A 22515-nucleotide genomic window follows, 5' to 3' on the forward strand; every position below is an offset into this window, starting at 1 on the left:
AACTGCATAATTTGATTTTGGGTGGGCTGGTTTCTCCTCGATGGAAAGAACCATCCCTTCACCATCAAATTCAACAACACCATACGCCCTTGGATCATGTACTAAATACCCAAAAATCATTTGGTGCTTTATTTCACAAGTCAAAGAAAATGGGGCCATGTATGGCGGTAATAAGATGGCGCATAATCCAACTTCGGTAATTCATTGTTCCTCACATCCAGATCCAAAGCAAAGAGTTGCTACGCTTGAGAAAAACAGAGGAAATGACCTCTCTTTAAAATACTCTATGTACTTCAAGAAAGTAGTAAAAGAACCAAAAAAAAAGAAATTATCATTTAAAGTCAAATAACTAAAATCAGAAATCATGGTAGCGAAAAAAACAAAATCGAAAGGCAAAAAAAGAATCTCGGCAAAGAAGCTTTGTAGTGGAGTAATCAAAAGAGAGGGAGTGAAAAAAGATGGAACGCTGAAAAAGGGCTATCGTTATGTTAAGGGTGGTAGAGTGGTAAAAGCAAAAGCAAAGAAATAGTTTTTGATTTGGGTTGATCGGGAAAGTCCTGTTGCAGAGATGTAGCAGGGCTTTTTTAATTAAAGCTAATGCGGATCATGAATATAGATTTTAATGTCATTATCTACTAATAAGAAAAGAGGCTTAAATGTAAATAATCATTCACTATCCCGATTTATTATAAACTCATCTATTTTCTCAAAGTATAAATCATAATTTAAACCAATTTTTGTAAGTCCCGTTCTTAAAGCATTCATAAGCTGCTCGGTTTCTCTTATAAGTGTTTTCTCTTTCATTGAAATTAAGGATAATTCCCCTTGCAGTAAAAATTCTTTTAATTCCCTCGGACAGTTCAGAATTTCCTCGGCTATCTCGGCTCGCAACAGTTTCAATTGATCTTTCTCGATCTGCTTCAAATTTTGATTCAAGCGATCGCTTTCCTTCGATAATATCATTTGGGATGCTTTCTTCTGCTTTTCTAATCCCTGCTGCAACATCTTCAAATTTTGATTGTTCTTTGTTATAAAGTCGTTCAAATTTGCTTGGTATATTTCCTCTGTCTCTGATAACAACTTCGATTCTATCATCAACTGTTCTGATTTTTTCTCCAATAGCTTTCGACTCTCCATCAAGCGCTCTCTGTGTTCCTTCAACATTTCCACACTGTTCGATAAGTTCTTCAATTTCTGTTCTTCGATCTTCAATTCGTCTTTTCTCTGCAAGATATCTTTGCTCCAGTTCTGAATCTTTTCGTCTAACTTCTGCTTCTGTTGCTCCAAGTTCGACGTTGAATTGTCTTTCGTCTTCTTCAATCGTTGCAATCTGATCTGAATATCGTTCTGCAACTCTTCCTCGATGCTCATTTCGTAGATCTTCCAGTCTTGCGAGATCTCGGCCTGCGTTTCCCGCAACTCTTGATAGCTCAGATTTAAATTCCTGTTCAATTCTTCGGTAGTGTTGAGATTCCAGGCACTTTGTAATCGATCGTATAAGATTTTTAATTTGGCTCTCTCGGCAGGCGAAAGATTCTCTGAAAAATCCCATTTCGATTGCATCAGCTGGTGAAATTCCCTCTCGATCTCCTTTGGAAAGTTGTAAATAGTTGGTGTTTTGTTCGACATAGTTATAAACCCATTTAGTATGTTGTGTAATTTCTAAGCTTTTTGCAATATTTTCTGGGGAATCCTTTGGAATAGTGATTTGAATTGTGTTAATCCCCAATCGTTTTAATTTAACCCGTTTCTCATCATTCACTTTATGTGTAACGACAATCTCAATTAGAAGGATTGGACGTTGATGTACATCGAAAAAGGTGATATCTGGCCTTATTAATAAATGCTTCTCATCGATCTCAGGATTTTTCCCCCACATCACCAGCCCAGCATTATTTTCATAAAATGTGAGTTCAACTTTTACCGAGTGCGCTTCAACAAAACTAGATTCTTGTAATAATACTTTTGAACTTCCATCCGGCGAAAATTTATACAAATTAGGCACTTTAATCCTTTTTGTTCTGGCCAGTATATCCATGGCTAATCGGTGCCGAAAATTTTGATTGCTGAAAGTACATTTCCTTTCAATCTTTAAATCTTTGGCATCATGCCGAAAATACGATTTGTAATGCTCAACTTTAAAATGCACAGCCTGCATTTCTTCGTCGCAGCCCAAACACCAATATCCCTTGCGCCCGCTTTCAACATCGAGTATGAATTTTATTTCACCTTTGATGTTTTTGGCATACTCATTCTGGTCTTCTTTTTGTCGCTCTTTTTCCATCATTTCTTTTGAACCATAATTAGTTACATTTTCAAATATAATAATTTAAAAAGCCACTTTTACCGTGGTTTTTTCATCAGACCCATTTTGCATTTCCATTGATTTTTCCAATACTGCTTCTGTAACCAACTGTTCTTCAGATCAATGGAGAAACATTTACAATGCCTTTATCAGTAATTGTAAAATGCCATTGTGGTGAAGTATTTGTTAAAAGGTTAAGCAGAATATTATCTTACAGCCACAGGGACATATTTGAATGCTAAAAGTTCAGGCTGAATTCCTTCTTGGATAATATAAACCAAACTGTTGGTCATTACCTCTGGTAAATCTTCCACATTTGCAATTGAATAAAATGGTTTGTCTTCGAATTGCGCTATCGACCGTATTTTCCTTTTCGAAATAAATTTCCAAAAATTAATTACATCAATGTCAAATAGATTTGGAAAGGAACATCAAATTATATTCACAATATCAATGATAGCAGTTGAACTAAATAATTCAGAATATTGTATTGGTGAGAATTATGAACAAAATAATAAAACTTTAAAAGTTTAGTTATCCAACAGCATTATTCGAAAGAATTTGTATACATATTTAGTAAAAAAGAAGCCTCTTAAAAAAGAGGCTTCTTATATTTATTAACTTTTTTAGTTAAGCATAAACTAATTCCGATTTCTTTAAAGTTTCAATAGCAGATAAAGCATCATCAATAGTTAAACCTACCATTGGACTTGTAAGAACAAGTTTGTCTTTAATTTTACTTGGCAAACCATTTAATGACTTATCATCATCAATAATAACGTAATCATTAATGCCCTGGTTTTTTTGTTGCCAATTTAAGATTTCTTCTTTACGGCTTAAAAACGTGGTATTGTCATCAAGTTTACCTACAATAGATACATCAATACCTCTTTTTTTGAAAATATTATACCATTGAGGCAAACTATAGGTAGATTTATGAGATGTAGTTAAGACAATAGAAGCACCAGTCTCCAAAATAATTCTTTGAAGACTTGAAACTGCTCTAGGATTAAAACTTGAAAAACCATCGTCTAATCGCTCAACTGGTTTCCAAGAAGATGCCGAAAGCATTACACCATCGATGTCTAATAATATTAACATGTTACAAAGGTAATGTCTTTTCTTTAACAAAAAACACATTGAGTGTTTTTTTAACTCACTGTTAATCAGTCGTACAGTTCCTCATAAAGTTGAATATCTGTCTCGGTATCATAATCAATTACTTCAACATTTAATTTCTTCCATTCAAATCCTTCGGCAGATGGATTTTTCCCTCCTTTGGATGTTTCAATTTCCAATCCTAAAATACTCATACAAATGTAGCGATGATGACCGTCAATAATAATTCCTTCATGGACTTTTATAGAACTAAATCTTTTACCCAGTTGTAATCGCCTATGGATTCGTTCAATAATTGGAAAACTAATTGCACCTTGCCCGGGTTTAAGGTCAAAGGTTGCTTGTGCTAAAAAATTTTCAATTTCAGCTTTTGTGATTTTAGCCATTGTAAAATATAAATAATAAAAGGCAAACTTACTGAAATAATTATAGCTTTATAAAATATTCTACTTGCGATATGCTACATGTTTTGTAGTAAATCGCAAATGAAATAAGAGTAAATTCATAAACCAGTTCAACCATTGAACAACTATATTTAAGCTTTTTTGTCTAGTCATTTTTATTCATTATATTTGTTTTGTAAGATTTCGAAAATTTGCAAATCAAAATAGAGGAGCAAAAGCGAGACCCTAGATTAGGAAAAAAATATATAACCCTTATATATCAAAGCATAAGGTAAGAGGTACAATTCCCTCTTTCTCCGCAACACTAAACCGTAAACGACTGATTAATAAGCGTTTACGGTTTTTTTATTCTCTTCTTGTCCGACGGTTGTCCCAATTTCAAAAAAAATATTCAGTTTTTTAATTTCTTTTTCTATTATTGTCCGACAATGATTAATTCAGTCAAATATTTAGCTGGATTAATTTTCGTTTTATAAAATTGAAAATATAAAAGGTTATTTTTGGGTTGAAAGAAACAAAATAGACACTAAAATAATCTACATAAAAAAATAATAATGGATTACGAAGAAATAGAAAACAGAAAATTTGTAAAGAAATTTAAGCTCGAAGAATTAATAATTTCAAATATTGACAACCTTGTTTTGCACAATGTTTTTATTGAAGATGAAATTTTAATTGACAATGTGAAAACTGATTCAATAGAATTTGATACTACGATAACATCAGGAACAAAAGAGTACCTTATAAATCCAGACATTTTAAAAGAAATATATACTTCCATTCGTTTTTTTGTTGAAGAAGTAGCAACGGACACGCAATTTGATTTAAACAAGATTTTAACCAATTTAGAAGGTAGAATTGAAACTACTGAAAAAATAAAATACTTAGAAAAAAAGCACAAGGATTTATATTCGCAAGTTAAAAATGAGTCGGAATATCTTGTTTATGCTGAAATAAAAGAGTTTAATGGGTTTGAAAATTGGCAGGAATTAATCTATGATTGTCTTAGTGGAGAAATTACTTTTATTGAGAAGTATTTAACATCAGATATTGAAATGTCAGATGTTCCCAAAGAGATTTTAAGTTTATGGATAAAATATTACACCATAAAGACACAAATAGATTATTGTATAGAGCAAATTAATAAACTAAAAAACACTAAACAGAAATCAAATTTTGTTGATACTTCATTACAAGTTTTTCTACTTGAGGAAATCATAAACATAAATGACTGGAGCAGTATAAGTGCAACAAAAAAAGGCGAAATACTTAGTTATTTACTAGGTAAAAATAAAGACAACATTAAAAAGATTTATCTTGAGCTTGACAAAAAAAGTTCTGAAAATTCAGAAAAACTTTTAAACGACAGAAAAAAAGCAGATGAAATTATAAAAAAACTATTAGGGTAACCATCAGGGTTACCCTAATAGTTTTAACCCCATTTGACTAAATTAAGTTTGCCCTATAATTTAAAATTTATAGGATATGAAAAACGTAGTACAACTTGAAAACATCGATGCAACTGAATTCAAAAATGAAATCATTGACGGCGTTCTTTTAGCATTAAAAAACAATGCAGGCTCATTGCAACTGAATGAGCAAACTGACCAACTTCTTACTAGAGATGAAACCTCAAAACTCCTTTCGGTTAGTTTAGTTACTTTATGGGACTGGACGAAAAAAGATATTATTCCTGCGTATCGCATAGGAAATAAAGTTCGCTATAAAAAAAGTGAAGTTTTAAAATCATTAAATCGAAAAAACCAATTTGGTCAACTTTAAAACACTTTTTTTATGCAAATTAATAATCAAACTTTAATTTCAGATGCTTTAAGTCATTTGAATTGCTTAAAAAACGATTTTTCGAGGTTACGACTGGATTATAATAAAGATAATAATCTAGTATATGCGACTGGAAAATACATTGAATCTTGCGAATTAATTGGGCAACTTATAAGAGGCTACGATAATCATAATTTCAAATTATTATCAAACAACATTAATAGCGTTTTATTAAAAGATTCTGAATTACATGGAGTTTTAATCACAATTAGGAAAAATAAGCATTCCCATAACTTTGACCCTTCAAAAATGGCAGCTATAATTTTTGAAATATGAAAGAGTATATCCGTGTGGGAACAGAATATTTCAAGGAAGTATTATGTCCTCTTATGAGTGGCGACAATATGAAATCATTAATAAAATGGAATAAAGCCACCATTATAGATGATTTTGGGAAAGACAGTTTGAAAGCCATAAAAAAATATGAAACTTTCTGTACGTTTCCTTCACACATTAATTATCAAAGAGAGATTAATAATTTTTACAATAAGTATGAACCTCTTTCTTACTATGTGAGTGAAAAAGGAGATTGGGAAAATATAAAACTTTTTCTGCAACATCTTTTTGGTAATCAGTATGAACTAGGATTGGATTATTTAACAATTCTTTGGAAGCACCCCAGTCAAATCTTACCCATATTGTGCTTGGTAAGTGTGGAGAGAAACACAGGTAAAAGCACCTTTCTAAAACTCTTAAAACTGATTTTTGAAGGTAATATGACAATCAATAAGAATGAAGACTTTAGAAGTCGTTTTAATTCAGATTGGGCAGGAAAATTAATTGTGGCTGTTGATGAAGTATTACTGGATAAAAAAGAAGACAGCGAAAGGATAAAAAACCTTTCAACCTCTAATTATTACAAACTAGAGGGCAAAGGAGTTGACAAGGCTGAAATCGAGTTTTTCGGTAAGTTTATTCTATGTTCAAATAATGAAGAAAACTTTATTAAGATAGATGATTTAGAAATTCGTTACTGGGTGATTAGAGTCAATCCTTTTGCAAAAGAAAATCCGGACTTATTAGAGCAAATGAGAAAAGAAATTGTTTCTTTCGCATATCACTTAACTCATAGAAAAATAGAAACCCAAAGAACAACTCGAATGTGGTTTACTAAAGAGCAGATTTATACCAATGCATTAGATGTTTTAGTTCGTGGAAACAGAACTTCTATTGAAAAAGAAATTGAAGAGTTTTTAATTGACCAGTTCTGTACGCTTGAATTAGATGAATTATATTATACTACTAAAGATTTGCACGAACAATTAAACCTAGCCAATATCAGAGTAGGGAAAAATTATGTTTCAAAAATCATAACAGATAGTTTTAAGTTAGAACCTAAAAATAGCAGTTATAATTTATACCGTTTGGACTTGTCAAATGTGGGTAAAAAATGGAGTGTTTATACTGAAAATCGAAAAGGGAGATTTTATACTTTCAAGAGAGAAGAATTTATCAAATAATTGTTGATTTGTTGACAATTGGGAAAAAAGTCAATAAAAATAATTCTTTATAAGTAAACAGAGCATCAACACACTGTCAACAAAAAATATATTGCAATAGTCAAATATTTTTTTGTTGACAGTGTGTTGACCATTTGTTGAAGTTATAAACCTTAACCAATAAAGACTTCACAACATAATTTCAACAAGTCAACAAAAACAACATCCTATTCCACTTAATTTTAATGCGTGGTAACGAGGTTACAAAACGATAATATTATTTCAGTATCAAAACCATTATAATGCTATTGCAATTACCTCTATAAATCATTGCAATACCATTGCAATACCTCGCAATCCCAATAAAACAGACCATAATAGTAATAATAAATCATTGCAATATCATTGCAATGATTTATTATTACATGTGTCGCTATGAGCATTTCATTGTGTCGTCCTGATTCTCATACTTAACTACAAATACTTTTACATCGGCTTGGTTTTTATAATTCAATCCTCTAACGAAGTTAATGTTTAACAAATTAGATTGCAAAATATGTGTTTTAATTTTCATCTTCATCAAAAAAATGAGTAATTGGATAAATTGTACTATTCAATAATATTTCTTTACAATTATCCTGTTCAATCAGCAATTCATATTTGAAATTATCTACATTATCAGAATCGAATAGATTAACCGCCAAAGTTCCATTCAAAAGTGCTTCATTTTCGTTTATGAAAATAAAATCACTAAAATCTAATAGAAAATTAAAATCTTCGTTAGAACTTGTTATTTCAGATTCTAATTCACAAGATATAAATCCTGAATTGGGATAGTTAGGATAATTAAAATTTAATGAAATACTATTCACTCCATATTCATTTGTTAAATGTAAAATAGCTTCTAATTCATATGGCACAGAATCAAATAAGACTGCTGAATCGTCTTTAAAAACACCATTTTCTTCAATATAATCACGAGTAGTTATGTTGTAATTAACTATCATTTTACCTCTAAGGCTATTTACTTGTTTTTGATGACCATGTATTAATTTATTTATTTTGTTTCTTTTACGAATTGATACGACCCATGTTTTTGGGATTGAGTCAAAACCGTATATTAAACCTGCTAATCCACCAGTAACAGCTGCAGTCGTATCGGTATCACCTCCTAAATTTACGGCTTTTAATACAGCTTCTTCATAATTATTGGTAGTTAATAAACACCAAATACTAGCTTCTAAAGTTTGGATTACATATCCGCCACTTTGAATTAATTCTTCTTCTAATTCATTTATATTTCCGTTTATAAGTCTGTCAAAATGAATTAATTCATTACTATAAATTTCATTTGAATTTAAAAAATCAGAAACTGATATTTTTACATTTTCATAAATATCAAATTTTTCATTTCCGTCCATTATTTGCAATGCAAACTCTAAGTAATAAAAACAAGAAATCACAGAACGATTATGTGCATGGGTGATAGATGAAACTTCTTTTACTAAGTCAAAACGCTTTTCAATGCTTAAATCTTTTAGTAAAATAACCAATGGTAATATTCGCATTAACGAACCATTTCCATTATCAATTTCACCTAGGGCTCCAGCCAACGTTGGATGAACTTCTTTATTTAGATTGATGATGGATTGACTTGTTGTATTCCCAATATCAAACACTTCTCCTGTTGCAGTCCAATAGCCTTCATTTTTCCATTTGATGAATTTATTGGCTAAATTATGAATGTCATATCCTTCTATAATAGATTCTGCCAAACAAAAAGATAGCGAACTATCATCTGACCATACCCCTGTCCCTTGGTCATGTACACCTCCAGAACACATTTTCGTAACAGGGTTTTTCTTTAAGTATTCTCTGCTTTCAAATTCAACAGGAACCCCCAAAGCATCACCAACGCAAAGCCCATAAAGTAGGTCTTTTAAATAATTTCTTTCTATCCTCTCCATGTAAATCTATTTAATTAAATCTTCTCTAAAATGCTCATATATCATTACCATTGCCAAAGTATCTAATTTACAATATTTCAACAAACCTTGAGTAATTTCTATTCGTTCTCTTTCAGTCATGTCTTGATATTGCAATTTAGCATAAGCAGTTAAAGCAGCTCCACCATCTGCAATCCCATCAATTTCAGATAAATTTTCTTGTAGTTCTAATTCTGTCCAACCATCAAAAACAGGTGGCAACATTTTATAAGGATTTACCACTTCATTCTTATCTATTTTAAGCCAAATATGACTGTCGGCAAAATTTGTACTGGTCAAGTTAATTGCTCCAATTGGCTGACTGTATTTTTGTTTCAAATAGGCACTTGAATTTAAAGAAGCTGGCAAAACAGCTTTGATGGAATTAGAACCTTTTGTGTGTGGATTATAATAATACTCTTTTACAATTTTGTTTAAATCGACCATGTTGCGTTCTCCTTCCCATTCATCAACACTGTCTTTCGTGGAATTGGTAATTGTTTTTATAAATGTAATTAGTTCCACTTTATCTTCTTCATTACTTGCATTTAGTTGCACCATAATGGCATTTAAAATAGAGTTTTCATGAGTTGCAAATCGGAAAATAGTTCCATTATCATTTTCTAAGGATTTTTTTAATGCTCTGGCAAAAATGAAATTAGGAAAATCACCAGCAGTATTGCTAATAAATTCTGATTTGTGCTCAATGGTTCCATCTTCATAATAAATATGATGGGAGAACTGAAATGCTACTTGCTCATACGGTCTTCTTCCAGCAGTAAAAGGCAAGGCAACAGTGCTGGTTTCAAAATCAATAAAGTGCAATGGAAATTTCCATTTAGCCATTTCGGTTTGCAAACCATCTTTTTCCACATAAATAGAATTATCATTATCTCTGGATTTTTCTACTTGAATCCATTGTCTTTCCCCCGATGAAATTTTATCTGCTATAGCTGTAATATTAAAATCTTCCTCAACAAGGTCTTCCATAAAAAGACGGTTGGATTCCATTAAATCTTTACCTCTAAAATTCCAAACTTCCATAGCGTTAGGCTTGAGGAAATCATCATCTGACCAATTGTGTTGTTTTTTAAAGCAATGTTCAAATCCAGATAACTTTCCTTCTAGTTTCTCTTCAATACTTGCTTTGAATTCACATTTTTTACAAGCACTGAATTTTGTTTCCCAGTTAATATAATGCGAATCTAAATAGGAATCCTTAAACAGTTTTAATGATTCGTGGAAACCTAGATTATCATGGTATTTATATTGGTCACTTATAATAGCATTAACAATAGCATCCACGTTAATTTCAGATAAAACCGATTCGCCAATTTCCTCAATACTACTTACTTTTTTAATTATATCTGTTCTAGGATTTCCGTTGGCTGGAACTCTAAATAGTTGATTTAATCCATCAATAGTTGCCGTTTTAGTTTTGTCAGCCATCATGAAATAGGCTTCAAAATGAAAGTTGGGATAAGTCAATGTGGCAACATGCTTTTGGAAAGCCAAGTCAAACAAATAGGGTTTCCAACTACTTACTAATCCACCACGACTTCCAACGAAAATGTTTTCTTCATTAGGGTTAAATGATTTTGCTTTTACTTCAATTAACCGAATGTGATTGCCTTCTTTTACTAAAATATCGGTTCTAATAAAGAAATTATCCATTAAAAAAGCGGCTTCATAAATCACAGCATTCTGTAATAATAATGCTTCCTGAGTTAGCTGAAATGCTTTTTCATATTCGTAATTCTCAGTATTAATAAAAATCCCTTTTGGATAATGCAAACGAGCTAACTCTTCCACTTGAAACCCACCTTTTGCAAGAGCTTGCAAGAAGGAATCATCCATCTTTTTGTTGGTATAGCTTTTATCACTAGTAAAAAACAGCTTGTTTGGACATTCTAGTCCTAACTTAAAACGAGATTTTGAGAGTACTTTCATAATGATTTTGAATAATAATTTAAAAATGTCATTTCTTCTTCTTCCAAGTTGATTAGCCCAACTGTATTGATTTTATCTAATATTTTATCTACAGTAGCACCTATATCAATTGACAGTTCTTTATTTGTTTTACTATTTTGCAAAGCAATAAGGTATTCCGTATTCCAACCCATGAATTCAAAATCATCGACATCCTTAAAAAGAAATATCAAAGGTTAGTGGTCTTTGTAATATACTTCTTTTAAAATTAGTTCTGAGGCATCTACGTTTTCAAAGAAATGAATTCCAACATTAAACCTCTTAGTAATTTGTTCTAATGGAATAGCTAATAAATCAAAAACCTGAATGTGGGCATTGAAGATTTTTGCATCATATCTATTTATATCCTTTTGTTTTTTAAAAGCAATAGTAAAACAATTTAACAACAAGGAAGGAAGTTCTATACAATTCATCTCAACTAATGAAAGTTCTACTATATCAAAAAAAGTTTTATTAATAGCTTTAGCCTTTCTATTTTGAGAAAGTATTTCAAGACCACCCAATTGAAAAGAACTATAATTTTGTTTATGCCTTCTAGTTCCAATAATAAAATTGTCCTCTATATATACTAGATGTGGATATTCATCATTTGACAAATCATTGTGCAACGCCTTATGATTGTTTTTTAAATAGATTCTAACACCTCTTGGTGCATTGGATATTAAAAAATAGTTTTGGATTTCTTCCCATGAAGAATTTAACAAATCAATACAAACAACATTAGAAACAGCAACAGAATAATTTGATACCATAAAAGATTGATTTAAAGGTTAATTGAAGTGAATTTATTATTGTAAATTGACATTTTCAAAATAATTATAAAGCTACCAATCGCTCATCTAATTTTAAAACTTTGTATAGCTCACTCCCACCATCTTCATTTTTTACAGCTAAAATAACCCTAAATAAATAGCTTCCTTTATTAATCTGATGGCCAGATTTTATCAAATCATTACTTTGAAATGCACGGGTATAGAATATTGATGAGAATTCTATATGGTCATTATAAGGGTAATCTAATTTTCGCATTTCAATAATCATAAATTGATTACTTGGCATCGACTTAACACAATCGATTTTTAGCCAATAATCTTTATTAACGGAAAACTTAACGCCATTTAAATCATAGGTCTTTATTGATTTATCTTGGGCAAAGGCAATGTTAACTAATAAACAGAATACATAAATTAAATACTTTTTCATAAGAGATGGTTTTTAAATTAGAGTTCAAAATTAATAAGTTGATTAGTCAAATTATGGCGAAGTTAAATTTTGTTAAATCATTATTTTAACTTGCTATTCCCTTTTGTTTCGGGAAAAAGTTCAATTTCCAACATTCTTAAAATTGCGGCAAGTTCATATTTTTGACAAACCAATGCTGTTTGTTTTAAAAGTGCTAAACCTTCTTTATTCTTTTTTGCTTCTTCAAACAAATCCATTAATTGTTTTTTTGTAACCATTATTCAACCTTTTTTGTCATTTGAAACATCATATCCTCAAAGCCTTGGTTCTTAAAATATTCATACGATATTAGATTCTTTGCAAATACATTAAGCTTTAGTTTTTTTGCGTTATGCTTTCGGGCAATTATCTTGGCTTCTTCAATAAATAATTTTCCTATTCCTTGGTTTCTGTATGGTTGAGCTATCATTATATCACCTATAACACATAAGGAGTCAAAATTATAATACAACATTGAAAAATGCATGATTTCAACTGTAACATATCCAACAACTGTTTCATTGGCAAGGGCTACAAATACCTTCCTATCATCCGATGAACTACTTATGGTTCCTCTGACACCACTAGCGTATTCTTCGATACATATATCAGTAGAATCAAAAAATTCAGCGTCTAATTTTTTATGGATTTCCATCAAATCTTCCCAAAGGGAAACAATTACTTCAACATGTTCGGGTCTTGCTTCTTCAATAGTTATCATAGTTATTGATTCAAATAATTATACAATGCAATTGCTTCTTTTATTTTAGGATATAAAGTAAAATCTCGAAACCTATATTTTGTTATAACTTCAAACAAAGATTCACCCGAAGGCAAGAGCATTGTTTTTGCTTTTTCAAAGGCACTTGGTCGTTTCAAGTTAATTGCTTTTCTGAAAGTAATGGCTTCATCAATAGTAGAGTTGGAAATAGAACTGTATAATTGTTCCACTTGGTAATGGTACAACAATTTACCATTGGTACTTTCTAAGTAGGAAGCTACTGCACCAGTACTGTTGTTATCTTTAAATAAGGATAGATTCGCTTCGTCTTCTTTGAAAAACCCATAATAAGTAACCAAATATAACAACTCAGAAAAAGATTTCTGATTCAGATTTTGCAAGTGGATGTTAAATTCATTTTTGGTTGAATCTTCAGTAGTATTACTGAAGTTGATATGAAACAAGACAGGTTTATCATTGATACTATAAACCAAATGAGCAAATGCAAAATCATCAATTTTAATATCCTGCTCTATTCTGTAATTTTTTATTATTTCCGAGCAAATGTGATTAGAATTATTAACTCTTATTAGCTCTTCTAATAGAATTTTATTTTGCATAAATAATTGATTTAAAGCACAAAAGTAAAATATAAGTTAGTCACGAAACGGCAAAGTTGAAATAGATTAAGTGAGCGGGGTTTTATATATTTGTATCCTCAACTTAATAAACTAACAAATGAGAGAAGAATTAATTAATTTTATTTATGATTCTTTATATCAATATAAAGACAATCATCACAATGGTAATTTTTATTATTTACAGAATCCTATTCCTCAAGAATTCACCCAAAATTCTGGATTATATTTCTTCTTTGACCCTAATTCAATCGTTGGTAATGATAGATTTAAAATTGTTCGAGTAGGAATTACAGGGGATAATGGTAATAACAGATTGGGGCATCATCAAAATGGGACGATTAATAATTCTATCTTTAGAAAACATGTAGGACGAGCATTTAATCAATTAAATGGAAATTTTAATGAAAATGAAATAAGTGATTATATACATTTACTGCCGTATTTGTATATTCCAGAAAAATCTTTATTTGAAAAAATCTGCATTAAAATTTTATCAAATAGAAATCAAAATGAGATTATATATCCAGCAAATGAAAATTGGTTAGGCTTTCAAATTGGTGGTGATATCAATATAGCAGTTCCAGAATCTAATTTATGGTGTGTACATTATACTAATGGAAATGATTTTAATAATTTTCCATTTGATTATTATCAAAATATATTGAACCAATTATTTAATTAAAAATTAAAAAAGAATATAGCTATAAATACATTATAAGAATATGGAAACAATAGATAAATGTTTAGAAAAAGAATTTACAACTGCAATTGAAATTCATCAGTTTTTTAGTAAGTTAAAGTTTAAAGAAGGAAAATGGGCTATTGATATTTTTGAGACTAAAAGACCTGCAAATTTTATTTGTAAGTATTATGGTAAAGGTACAATAGCACCTTCAACTTATATAGGAAATACGGATGAAAATAGAAAAATTAACGGAAGAGTACCATACAGATGGGAAATAATTGAAAAAGAAATGAAAGAGATGAAAATCGATAAAGTTACAGTGAAATATTACCCGTTAATTGAAATTAAATAGTTATGCCTAGAATTAACGAACATACATTTGAGTTAGATAATAGTAAATATAAACTAACTTACTATCGACAAGATAAACCATTACTATATAGAAATGGAATTTTATTTTCAGGTAATAAATCTGCATTGTTAAAAGAATATATAATTCAAACTGAGTTACCATTGAATTTATTTAAAGGTCAGACCACACAACAATTATCTGATTTGATACTCAATCATTTTTCAGAAGGAAATAATAAAAAAATTGTAGATAAGATATCTAGTAATCAATCAGAATCTAGCAAAGGGGCTAAAGTAAATAAAGAAAGGAGTAGTAAATTAACTAAGCAAAAAGATAATAGAACAGCTGAAGAAAAAATTGAAGAAAAAATAGAATTTTTAGATTGGAATAAGATTAAAGATAAGAAAAAAAATAAACTTTTAATTATTGGTTGTTCTGATGCAAAGAATAGCGGTGGAATTAGACAGATAGCAAATAATTATTTTCATAATGAAAATTACAACAATGTAATAAATGATAGAACTGTTAGTCTTTCTAATTATGACGATTTACTTATAAATTCACCAAACTATTTTATTTATAAAAGTAATAAACCTATTAAAAGAAATAAGATTCCTATTCTAAATAATTATTTTTCTGAATGTAGGAACAATAATCTATTTTTACCTGCAATTGAAAGATATGATGGAAAATTTTATAAAGCCCTTAGAAACCTATATTATGATAAAAATGATAATTCAAATTTACATATTTTAATTATTTCTGCTTTATATGGTGTAATTGAATTTAGAGATTCAATTATTGATTATCATTATACAATTGACAAACATAATTTTTGGAATAATGAGACAGATAGCATTCTAGAATCTGTAAAAAAATACATTCATGAAAATAAAATAGAAAACGAAATGGTGTTTTATTCATTGGCTGAAACTACAGGATATAAAGAGGCGTTAAATCCAATACCTCAATGGGTAGATATATGGATAAAACATGGACAAGGCCAAACATCAGCAACTTTTTTAAAAAACTATTTTTTACCTAAACTTTAATTCAACCTCTCACATTTATCACCAAATCTTCCCAAGAAATAATCAATTTCATGATTGTCCCAAACAGTAATTTCAATAATTAAGTTTTCTGGGCTGTCATGAATTATCTTTTGTGAAGGATGGATTTTTTTATTTTTCACAATCCCCATAGCCCAATCGGTAAATTTTAATCTAAAGGTTTTGAGTTTGTTTTCTTTCCAATCATACCAAATTCCCAAGCTATGCTTCAACAGTTCTTCTAATCGTGTTGTTTTATATAAAGCATCATGATCAAAGAAAATGTGTTTTGGTTCTGTAGCATTTTCATCACTTTCATCAATAGCAGGATTTACATTTTTTTCTACAAACATATCTAATGTAAAAGTTTGCAATAATTTGGTTGGCTGATAAGTTGTAACGTCAATTGTGCTTGCCAACAAATAATATCTGTTATCATAGTACCGAATCTGTAACTGAGCTACTTGTTTAAATTCTGTAATTCCTTTCTTTTGGTATTGAAATAATATGGCTTGCCCTTTTTTGATGTATTCAATAATTTTTCCAGCCAGTATAAGCAATTTGTCTTGGCTGTTTAAAGTGGGTTGAACGTGAACAAAATAAGGATAGGGGTTTAAATCCTCTATGCTGTAATCAAATTCATCCATTAAAGCTGCTTTAAGCCACTCTACTGAGTTCATAGTCTTCTCGGTGTCCAACAAGCCAATAAGGAGTGGAAAAGTAAGCTGTTCTTCCTGTGTAAGGTTCAGATTGTCTGGATAGCCTTCCAATACAAAATAGTTTCTTCCGTTAAACTTTCTGGAATTAATTTGATAGCCATTTTCAATTAAACTTTCTTTGGCTCTATCAAAGGTTCTCCTTGAGATAGGTTCAAATCCGTAGTCGTCTTTTAAAATATCATTTAATTCGGTCAAAAGCTCTTCTATAGAAAGTTTCTTTTCTCTAAGGAGCTTAACGATGATTTTTTTATAAAGCCTTTTTTTGCTGTAATCTTCCATAATGATTTAATTATCTGAACAAAGATAAAAAGAACTTTGTCATTTTTTGTCTCAACAAGATTTTAGTTTTGCTGATATAATTCCAAAATAAATTCAAACCCTTTCTTCTATGGCAAATAATGAAAATAGCTTTTTTGAACAGTTAAAGAAGGTAGCTGTAATTTTAATAATTGTTGCTATCATTTATACTTGGTTTTTGTGGTGCAAAGAAAAACCAATTCGCTTTTTATATTCAATAATCATTTTTATAGTTTTATATTTTCTATCTTTAGCCAATGTTCATCATAATCAAATTTTATCTAACTAACCCTAAAGTGTAAATATGGAAACAGTAATTGATTATTTAAAAGCTTATAAAGGCAAACAAGGTCTTTATATCATTAGACCAAAAAACCAAGAGTTAATGGTATCATTATGCAAAAAGTTGAACTATAATTGTTCTAGTGAAATAGCATATATTGGTAAAGCAGAACTAACCAAATCAAGTCATTTAGCAAACAGAGCTAAGCAAGAAATGGGTTGGTCAAACTTTGAAGGAGCAACATTTGTTAGAAAAATAGGGCGTTACTTGGATTTTGATATTAAAGACAAAAAGAATAAGAATTTACAGGAACAGACTAGAGCATTTATTTGTTCCAACTTTACTATTGAATGTGTTCCTTTTGAATCTGGCATCAACGTTCAATTAAAAGAAACCGAATATATTCAAGAGTTTAAGCCTTGTTTGAATGATAAAAAGATTAGTAAGTAAATATGGAATCACAAAAAATTGAATACGGTATCTAAAAATAATATCACATTATTATTTAAAAAACTTTAATTACCTATCAAAATAGTTTTGTGCTATAAGATCAAGTTAAGGTTTGCTTTTTTTTACACTAATATTCAAAAAGTAAAAAGGTAAGCCAGAGAAGTAAAAATATTTTTTTTATTATGTTTTATATCACAGAAGTCAGGTTCATCCTGACAATTCAACTATAAAATATAAATACAAAAAGAATACAACCTACTAATTTTAAGTGTAGCAAACGATTGCTACTATTATCAAAACTATCAATAGTAACAAAATCTATACTTTTTTCGTTACGAAAACCATCTAAAAAAGAATACATATCGCATATCACAATGCGTTATATAACTTTGGCAAAATACTATAATTTTTGCCAAAGTTATATTTATTAAAAATAATTGACTACTTTTACTTTTAAATAAATTAAAATTGGAAAAAACGATTGAAAATCAGATAAAATACTACTTTGAAAATAATAAAATTATTTCAAAAGAAGATCTAATGATAGCTATCAGAAACGATTTCTCTAATTGGTCTGATAATACCATCAATGCCTATTTGTACCTATTAAAAAAACGAGGTGTTATAAATAATCTGTCAAGAGGAATTTACACCTTAGGTAAAGTAGAAACTTTTAATCCACAAATCAGTGAACAGCTAAAAAAAATAGCATACCGTATTAACAAAGCGTATCCATTTATTAATTATTGTGTATGGGACAGTTCCTGGCTAAATGACTTGATGCGCCACCAACCATTCAAACATTTTGTAATTATCGAAGTAGAAAAAATAGCTGTAGAACAAGTATTTAACGATTTAAACAATAATTTTTCAAAAGTATACATAAATCCAGACGATATTTTTTTTGACAGATATATTAGTGCATTAGAAGATGTCATTATTGTAAAAAACTTGTTTTCTGAAGCACCCACTCTAAAACGAAACGAGCTTACAATACCAACGCTTGAAAAAATTTTGGTTGACATGCTAATCGATAAAGAACTATTTGCAGCACAACAAGGAGAACTCGATTTTATTTTTAAATCCGCTTTCGATAAATACGATATCAACGAAGCAAAAATGAAACGATATGCCGCAAGGAGAAATCGAGAAACAGAATTAGAAAAAATGATAAATATAAGTTTGGCAAAATAACTGCTTTTTTGACAATAACATATAAATATGATAAACAAAGAAACCTATACAATAGATTGGATTTTCAACTTAAAAAACAAGTTAGGAAAACACGTCGATGCCAAATTAATTGAAAAAGTAATTTGGGCACTAACATTATTGGAACAACTACAGTTAAATGGGCTAAACTTCACTTTCAAAGGAGGAACTGCATTAGTGTTGGCTACCGAAAAACCAAAACGTTTTTCAATTGACATTGACATCATTACAGAGCATACCGAAAAAGAAATAACGGCAGTTTTACAAAAAATAGTAGATGAAAAAATCTTTCTTGATTGGGAAGACGACAACAACCGTAAACATACACCCGATGCGCCTATAGGCCATTTCAAAACATATTATAAAAGTGTTGTAGATGGAAATATAGAACCAATCCTTTTAGACCTACTCTATACGGCAAACCCATACCCGGAAGTTATAAAACTACCAATAAAACATGCTTGGTTATCAACTTCAGAAGAAGAAACGATGATTACAATGCCAACTTTTGATGCCATTTTAGGAGATAAACTGACAGCATTCGCGCCAAAGACTACAGGAATACTATTCAGTAAAAACCGCCCTGTAGAAATCATAAAACAATTATACGATATTGCATTTCTATTCGACAACATAACTGATATAACGGTAGTAAAAAACAGCTACAACAAAGTAGTTCAAGAAGAAATTGGTTTTCGCAAATTGGAGATAAACTCCAGCGAAGTATTAAACGATACGTGGCATACATGCTATACTTTAGCAGAAAGAGAAGATAAATCAGAAGATTTTAAACAATTACAACTTGGTGTAAAAAACTTTACCAACTTTACCATAGATAAGTTCACCATTGAAGAAGCTATAATAGCAGCAGCTAAAGTCGCTTACCTAACCAAACTAATACAATCCGAAAAGGAAATAAAAATCGAAAAGTTTAAAAACCCATTAGAAACAAAAGATTGGCTAATTGAAAACCAACAAAACAACAAAATAAGCAAGTTAAAAAAGAACAACCCAGAAGCTTTTTACTATTGGTATAAGGCTTTACAATTAAACAAACATTAAATGGCATTAAGCTGGAACGAAATAAAAGACAGAGCAGTTAAATTCACCAAAGAATGGAAAGACACTACTAATGAAGAAGCGGATGCTAAACCATTTTTAGATGCTTTTTTTGATGTCTTTGGTATCACTCGTAAAAAGATTGGAACATTTGAACACCGAGTAAAGAAACTTTCAGATGCCGATGGGTATATCGATTTGCTTTGGAAAGGAACTATTTTGATAGAAATGAAAAGCCGTGGTAAAAACCTAGACAAAGCCTTTCAACAAGCCATTGATTACACACACGGATTAAAACAAAACGAACTCCCAAAATACGTTTTGGTATGCGACTTCCATATTTTCAGATTGTACGATACTGAAGAACAAACCACTTTAGAATTTACAATTGATGAATTAATTCAAAACGTGCAAAGTTTTGGTTATTTATTAGGTTACCAAAAAAAGACCTATAAGGAACAAGATCCAGCCAATATCAAAGCTGCTGAATTAATGGGAAAACTCCATGACCGATTAGAAGAAATTGGTTATGAAGGACATCCTTTAGAAGTGTATTTGGTTCGTATTTTATTCTGTTTGTTTGCAGAAGATACGAGCATTTTTGAAAAACAACAATTTCAAGATTACATAGAAAACAGAACAGCTGAAGACGGAAGTGATTTAGCTTCAAAAGTTCAAGAATTGTTCCAGGTATTAAATACAGCAAAAGACAAGCGATTCAAGAATTTAGACGAGCAGTTAAACGATTTTCCGTATGTAAATGGTAAATTGTTTGAAGAAATTTTACCCATGGCAAGTTTTGATAGTAAAATGCGCCAAGCCTTGTTGGATTGTTGTTACATCGACTGGAGTAAAATTTCACCGGCTATTTTTGGTTCCATGTTTCAAAGTGTAATGAACCCTAAAGAACGCAGAAACTTAGGAGCACATTATACCAGCGAAAGCAATATCTTAAAACTAATCAAACCCTTGTTTTTAGATGAACTGTGGGCTGAATTTGAAAGTTTAAAAGGCAATAAAAACAAATTACCCGAATTCCATAAAAAAATTAGTCAACTCAAATTCTTAGACCCAGCTTGTGGTTGTGGTAACTTCTTGGTGATTACCTATCGCGAATTACGTTTGTTAGAATTAGAAGTTTTACGAGCTACTTACAAATCAGGGCAAGGAATTTTAGATGTTAGCGATATCATTTGGCTTGATGTTGACATGATGTGCGGCATTGAATACGAAGAATTTCCAGCGCGAATTGCCGAAGTAGCCATGTGGCTAATAGACCATCAAATGAACATGCAAATTAGTAATGAATTTGGACAATACTTTGCACGTTTACCTTTGAAAAAATCGGCTAAAATTGTGCATGGGAATGCATTAAGAGTGGATTGGGAAGAGGTTGTTCCAAAAAAAGCACTAACTCATATTATTGGGAATCCACCTTTTTTAGGACATCACATGCAAAGTGAAGAGCAAAAAAAAGATTTACATTTTGTTATGCAAGGAATAAAAGCTGCAGGTGTTATGGACTATGTTACAGCATGGTATTACAAAGCATCAAAATATATATTAGACACAAAAATAAAAGCTGCTTTTGTTTCGACAAATTCTGTTGTTCAAGGCGAACAAGTAGGGATTTTATGGAGTTACTTATTAAGTAATTTTAATATTAAAATTCATTTTGCACATCGTACATTTAAATGGAATAATGAAGCAAAAGGAAATGCAGCAGTATACTGTGTAATTATTGGTTTTGCAAATTTTGACACAAATAACAAGTATATATTTGATTACGAAGATATAAAAGGAGAAGCTCACGAACTCAAAGTTAAAAATATCAATCCGTATTTAGTTGATGCAAAAGATATATTAATTGAAAATAGAAATACTCCAATATGTAATGTTCCAAAAATGATGTATGGTAGTAAGCCTACAGATGGAGGTTTCTATATTCTTAGTAATGAAGAGAAAATAGATTTTTTAATCAAAGAGCCTAATGCTAGTAAATTTATTAAACCTTTTTTAAGTGCCCGAGAATATCTAAATGGTGAAAAAAGATGGTGTATTTGGTTAGTTGATGCAAATCCTAATGAATTGAAAAATTGCCCCATGCTTCTTCAAAGAATTGAAGCTGTGAAAAAATTCAGAAGTGAAAGTATAGCTGCATCAACTCGTGATTATAAATATCATAATTTATTTAGACAAGTTACTCAACCAAAAGATGATTTTTTATTAGTTCCAAGAACTACTTCAGAAAACAGAAGTTATATTCCAATTGGATTTTTTTCTAAAGATTTTATTGTAAGTGATACTTGCCAATCAATTCCAAATGCAAGTTTATTCCATTTTGGAATTCTTAATTCAACCATGCACATGGCATGGGTAAAAACAACTTGTGGTAGATTGAAAAGTGATTTCAGATACTCAAAAGATATTGTTTACAACAACTATCCTTGGCCAGAAAATCCTTCTGAAAAACAAACAAAAACGATTGAAGAAAAAGCACAACATGTTTTAGATGTTAGAGTTTCTTTCCCTACTAGTTCATTAGCAGATTTATATAATCCCTTAACCATGCCACCAGCATTAGTAAAAGCCCATAATGAATTAGACAAAGCCGTGGATGCAGCCTACAGCAAACAAGCCTTCACCAGTGAAGCAAAACGCATGGAGTTTTTATTTGAGTTGTATGAAAAATATACTGCTGGATTGTTTGTTAAGGAGAAGAAAAGTAAAAAATAAATTGTTA

The 22515-nt window shown here is 30.4% G+C and carries 25 protein-coding genes and 1 pseudogene; 13 read left to right on the forward strand and 13 right to left on the reverse strand.

The window, feature by feature from the left end; all coding sequences use genetic code 11:
- Positions 1–117 (reverse strand): annotated as a pseudogene (locus ACOYLP_RS01865) (sugar phosphate nucleotidyltransferase); the annotation flags it as partial.
- Positions 118–157: 40 nt separating this feature from the next.
- Between ACOYLP_RS01865 and ACOYLP_RS01870 the strand changes: the two are divergent.
- Entirely contained in the window at positions 158–349 is a 192-nt protein-coding gene (locus ACOYLP_RS01870; protein ID WP_422854476.1) for a hypothetical protein, read from the forward strand.
- A gap of 15 nt (positions 350–364) precedes the next feature.
- The gene (locus tag ACOYLP_RS01875) at positions 365–529 is read left to right on the forward strand and encodes a hypothetical protein (protein WP_422854477.1); all 165 of its coding nucleotides are present in this window, start codon (positions 365–367) and stop codon (positions 527–529) included.
- 189 nt (positions 530–718) lie between these two features.
- Here the strand turns inward: ACOYLP_RS01875 and ACOYLP_RS01880 are convergent, their stop codons facing one another.
- The 3 genes from ACOYLP_RS01880 to ACOYLP_RS01890 form a co-directional block, all read right to left on the reverse strand.
- Complete coding sequence (locus ACOYLP_RS01880; RefSeq protein ID WP_422854478.1) at positions 719–2287, reverse strand: hypothetical protein; 1569 nt, start codon at positions 2285–2287, stop codon at positions 719–721.
- 648 nt (positions 2288–2935) lie between these two features.
- Positions 2936–3406, reverse strand: a complete 471-nt coding sequence (locus ACOYLP_RS01885; RefSeq protein ID WP_422854479.1) for an HAD domain-containing protein — start codon at positions 3404–3406, stop codon at positions 2936–2938.
- A gap of 65 nt (positions 3407–3471) precedes the next feature.
- Positions 3472–3810, reverse strand: a complete 339-nt coding sequence (locus ACOYLP_RS01890) for a hypothetical protein (RefSeq protein ID WP_422854480.1) — start codon at positions 3808–3810, stop codon at positions 3472–3474.
- A 572-nt stretch (positions 3811–4382) separates the two neighbouring features.
- Between ACOYLP_RS01890 and ACOYLP_RS01895 the strand changes: the two genes are divergently transcribed.
- The 4 genes from ACOYLP_RS01895 (at position 4383) to ACOYLP_RS01910 (ending at position 7130) form a co-directional block, all read left to right on the forward strand.
- The gene (locus ACOYLP_RS01895) at positions 4383–5237 is read left to right on the forward strand and encodes a hypothetical protein (RefSeq protein WP_422854481.1); all 855 of its coding nucleotides are present in this window, start codon (positions 4383–4385) and stop codon (positions 5235–5237) included.
- 76 nt (positions 5238–5313) lie between these two features.
- Entirely contained in the window at positions 5314–5610 is a 297-nt protein-coding gene (locus ACOYLP_RS01900; RefSeq protein ID WP_422854482.1) for a helix-turn-helix domain-containing protein, read from the forward strand.
- A 12-nt stretch (positions 5611–5622) separates the two neighbouring features.
- Positions 5623–5946, forward strand: a complete 324-nt coding sequence (locus tag ACOYLP_RS01905) for a hypothetical protein (protein ID WP_422854483.1) — start codon at positions 5623–5625, stop codon at positions 5944–5946.
- Positions 5943–7130, forward strand: a complete 1188-nt coding sequence (locus ACOYLP_RS01910) for a primase-helicase family protein (RefSeq protein ID WP_422854484.1) — start codon at positions 5943–5945, stop codon at positions 7128–7130. The genes ACOYLP_RS01905 and ACOYLP_RS01910 overlap by 4 nt, the downstream gene beginning before the upstream one ends.
- Before the next feature lie 542 nt (positions 7131–7672).
- On the opposite strand, the gene ACOYLP_RS01915 is transcribed toward ACOYLP_RS01910, so the two are convergent.
- From ACOYLP_RS01915 to ACOYLP_RS01950, 8 genes are all read right to left on the reverse strand, one after another.
- Positions 7673–9076: an ADP-ribosylglycohydrolase family protein gene (locus ACOYLP_RS01915; protein ID WP_422854485.1), complete on the reverse strand. Its 1404-nt coding sequence runs from the start codon at positions 9074–9076 to the stop codon at positions 7673–7675.
- A gap of 6 nt (positions 9077–9082) precedes the next feature.
- Complete coding sequence (locus tag ACOYLP_RS01920; RefSeq protein ID WP_422854486.1) at positions 9083–11044, reverse strand: DUF2779 domain-containing protein; 1962 nt, start codon at positions 11042–11044, stop codon at positions 9083–9085.
- Entirely contained in the window at positions 11041–11256 is a 216-nt protein-coding gene (locus ACOYLP_RS01925; protein WP_422854487.1) for a hypothetical protein, read from the reverse strand. Before ACOYLP_RS01925 ends, ACOYLP_RS01920 begins: the two co-directional genes overlap by 4 nt.
- Before the next feature lie 3 nt (positions 11257–11259).
- Positions 11260–11835: a hypothetical protein gene (locus tag ACOYLP_RS01930; RefSeq protein WP_422854488.1), complete on the reverse strand. Its 576-nt coding sequence runs from the start codon at positions 11833–11835 to the stop codon at positions 11260–11262.
- A gap of 64 nt (positions 11836–11899) precedes the next feature.
- Entirely contained in the window at positions 11900–12286 is a 387-nt protein-coding gene (locus tag ACOYLP_RS01935; RefSeq protein WP_422854489.1) for a hypothetical protein, read from the reverse strand.
- Positions 12287–12366: 80 nt separating this feature from the next.
- Entirely contained in the window at positions 12367–12543 is a 177-nt protein-coding gene (locus ACOYLP_RS01940) for a hypothetical protein (RefSeq protein ID WP_422854490.1), read from the reverse strand.
- A complete protein-coding gene (locus ACOYLP_RS01945) occupies positions 12543–13025 on the reverse strand; it encodes a GNAT family N-acetyltransferase (protein WP_422854491.1) in 483 nt (160 codons plus the stop codon). The genes ACOYLP_RS01940 and ACOYLP_RS01945 overlap by 1 nt, the downstream gene beginning before the upstream one ends.
- Positions 13026–13027: 2 nt before the next feature.
- The gene (locus tag ACOYLP_RS01950) at positions 13028–13645 is read right to left on the reverse strand and encodes a hypothetical protein (protein ID WP_422854492.1); all 618 of its coding nucleotides are present in this window, start codon (positions 13643–13645) and stop codon (positions 13028–13030) included.
- Positions 13646–13763: 118 nt separating this feature from the next.
- On the opposite strand from ACOYLP_RS01950, the gene ACOYLP_RS01955 reads away from it, so the two are divergent.
- The 3 genes from ACOYLP_RS01955 to yaaA are packed head-to-tail and all read left to right on the forward strand — an operon-like array spanning position 13764 to position 15755.
- Positions 13764–14348, forward strand: coding sequence for a hypothetical protein (locus ACOYLP_RS01955; RefSeq protein ID WP_422854493.1), 585 nt, complete (start codon positions 13764–13766; stop codon positions 14346–14348).
- Between the two features lie 40 nt (positions 14349–14388).
- On the forward strand, positions 14389–14703 hold the full coding sequence (locus tag ACOYLP_RS01960; RefSeq protein WP_422854494.1) for a hypothetical protein: 315 nt from the start codon (positions 14389–14391) through the stop codon (positions 14701–14703).
- Between the two features lie 2 nt (positions 14704–14705).
- Positions 14706–15755 (forward strand): peroxide stress protein YaaA, encoded by a 1050-nt coding sequence (gene yaaA / locus ACOYLP_RS01965; RefSeq protein WP_422854495.1) that lies wholly within the window; start codon positions 14706–14708, stop codon positions 15753–15755.
- On the opposite strand, the gene ACOYLP_RS01970 is transcribed toward yaaA, so the two are convergent.
- A complete protein-coding gene (locus ACOYLP_RS01970) occupies positions 15752–16750 on the reverse strand; it encodes a helix-turn-helix transcriptional regulator (RefSeq protein WP_422854496.1) in 999 nt (332 codons plus the stop codon). The genes yaaA and ACOYLP_RS01970 overlap by 4 nt on opposite strands.
- Before the next feature lie 322 nt (positions 16751–17072).
- Here ACOYLP_RS01970 and ACOYLP_RS01975 point away from each other — a divergent pair, with 322 nt between their 5' ends.
- The 4 genes from ACOYLP_RS01975 to ACOYLP_RS01990 all read left to right on the forward strand — a co-directional run bounded on the left by ACOYLP_RS01975 (position 17073) and on the right by ACOYLP_RS01990 (position 22508).
- Complete coding sequence (locus ACOYLP_RS01975; RefSeq protein ID WP_422854497.1) at positions 17073–17501, forward strand: GIY-YIG nuclease family protein; 429 nt, start codon at positions 17073–17075, stop codon at positions 17499–17501.
- A 468-nt stretch (positions 17502–17969) separates the two neighbouring features.
- A complete protein-coding gene (locus ACOYLP_RS01980) occupies positions 17970–18695 on the forward strand; it encodes a DUF6577 family protein (RefSeq protein WP_422854498.1) in 726 nt (241 codons plus the stop codon).
- 27 nt (positions 18696–18722) lie between these two features.
- Complete coding sequence (locus ACOYLP_RS01985; protein WP_422854499.1) at positions 18723–19775, forward strand: nucleotidyl transferase AbiEii/AbiGii toxin family protein; 1053 nt, start codon at positions 18723–18725, stop codon at positions 19773–19775.
- Entirely contained in the window at positions 19776–22508 is a 2733-nt protein-coding gene (locus ACOYLP_RS01990) for a class I SAM-dependent DNA methyltransferase (RefSeq protein ID WP_422854500.1), read from the forward strand.
- Positions 22509–22515: the final 7 nt, after the last annotated feature.

The sequence above is a fragment of the Flavobacterium sp. genome (assembly GCF_049318325.1).
Lineage (GTDB): Bacteria > Bacteroidota > Bacteroidia > Flavobacteriales > Flavobacteriaceae > Flavobacterium.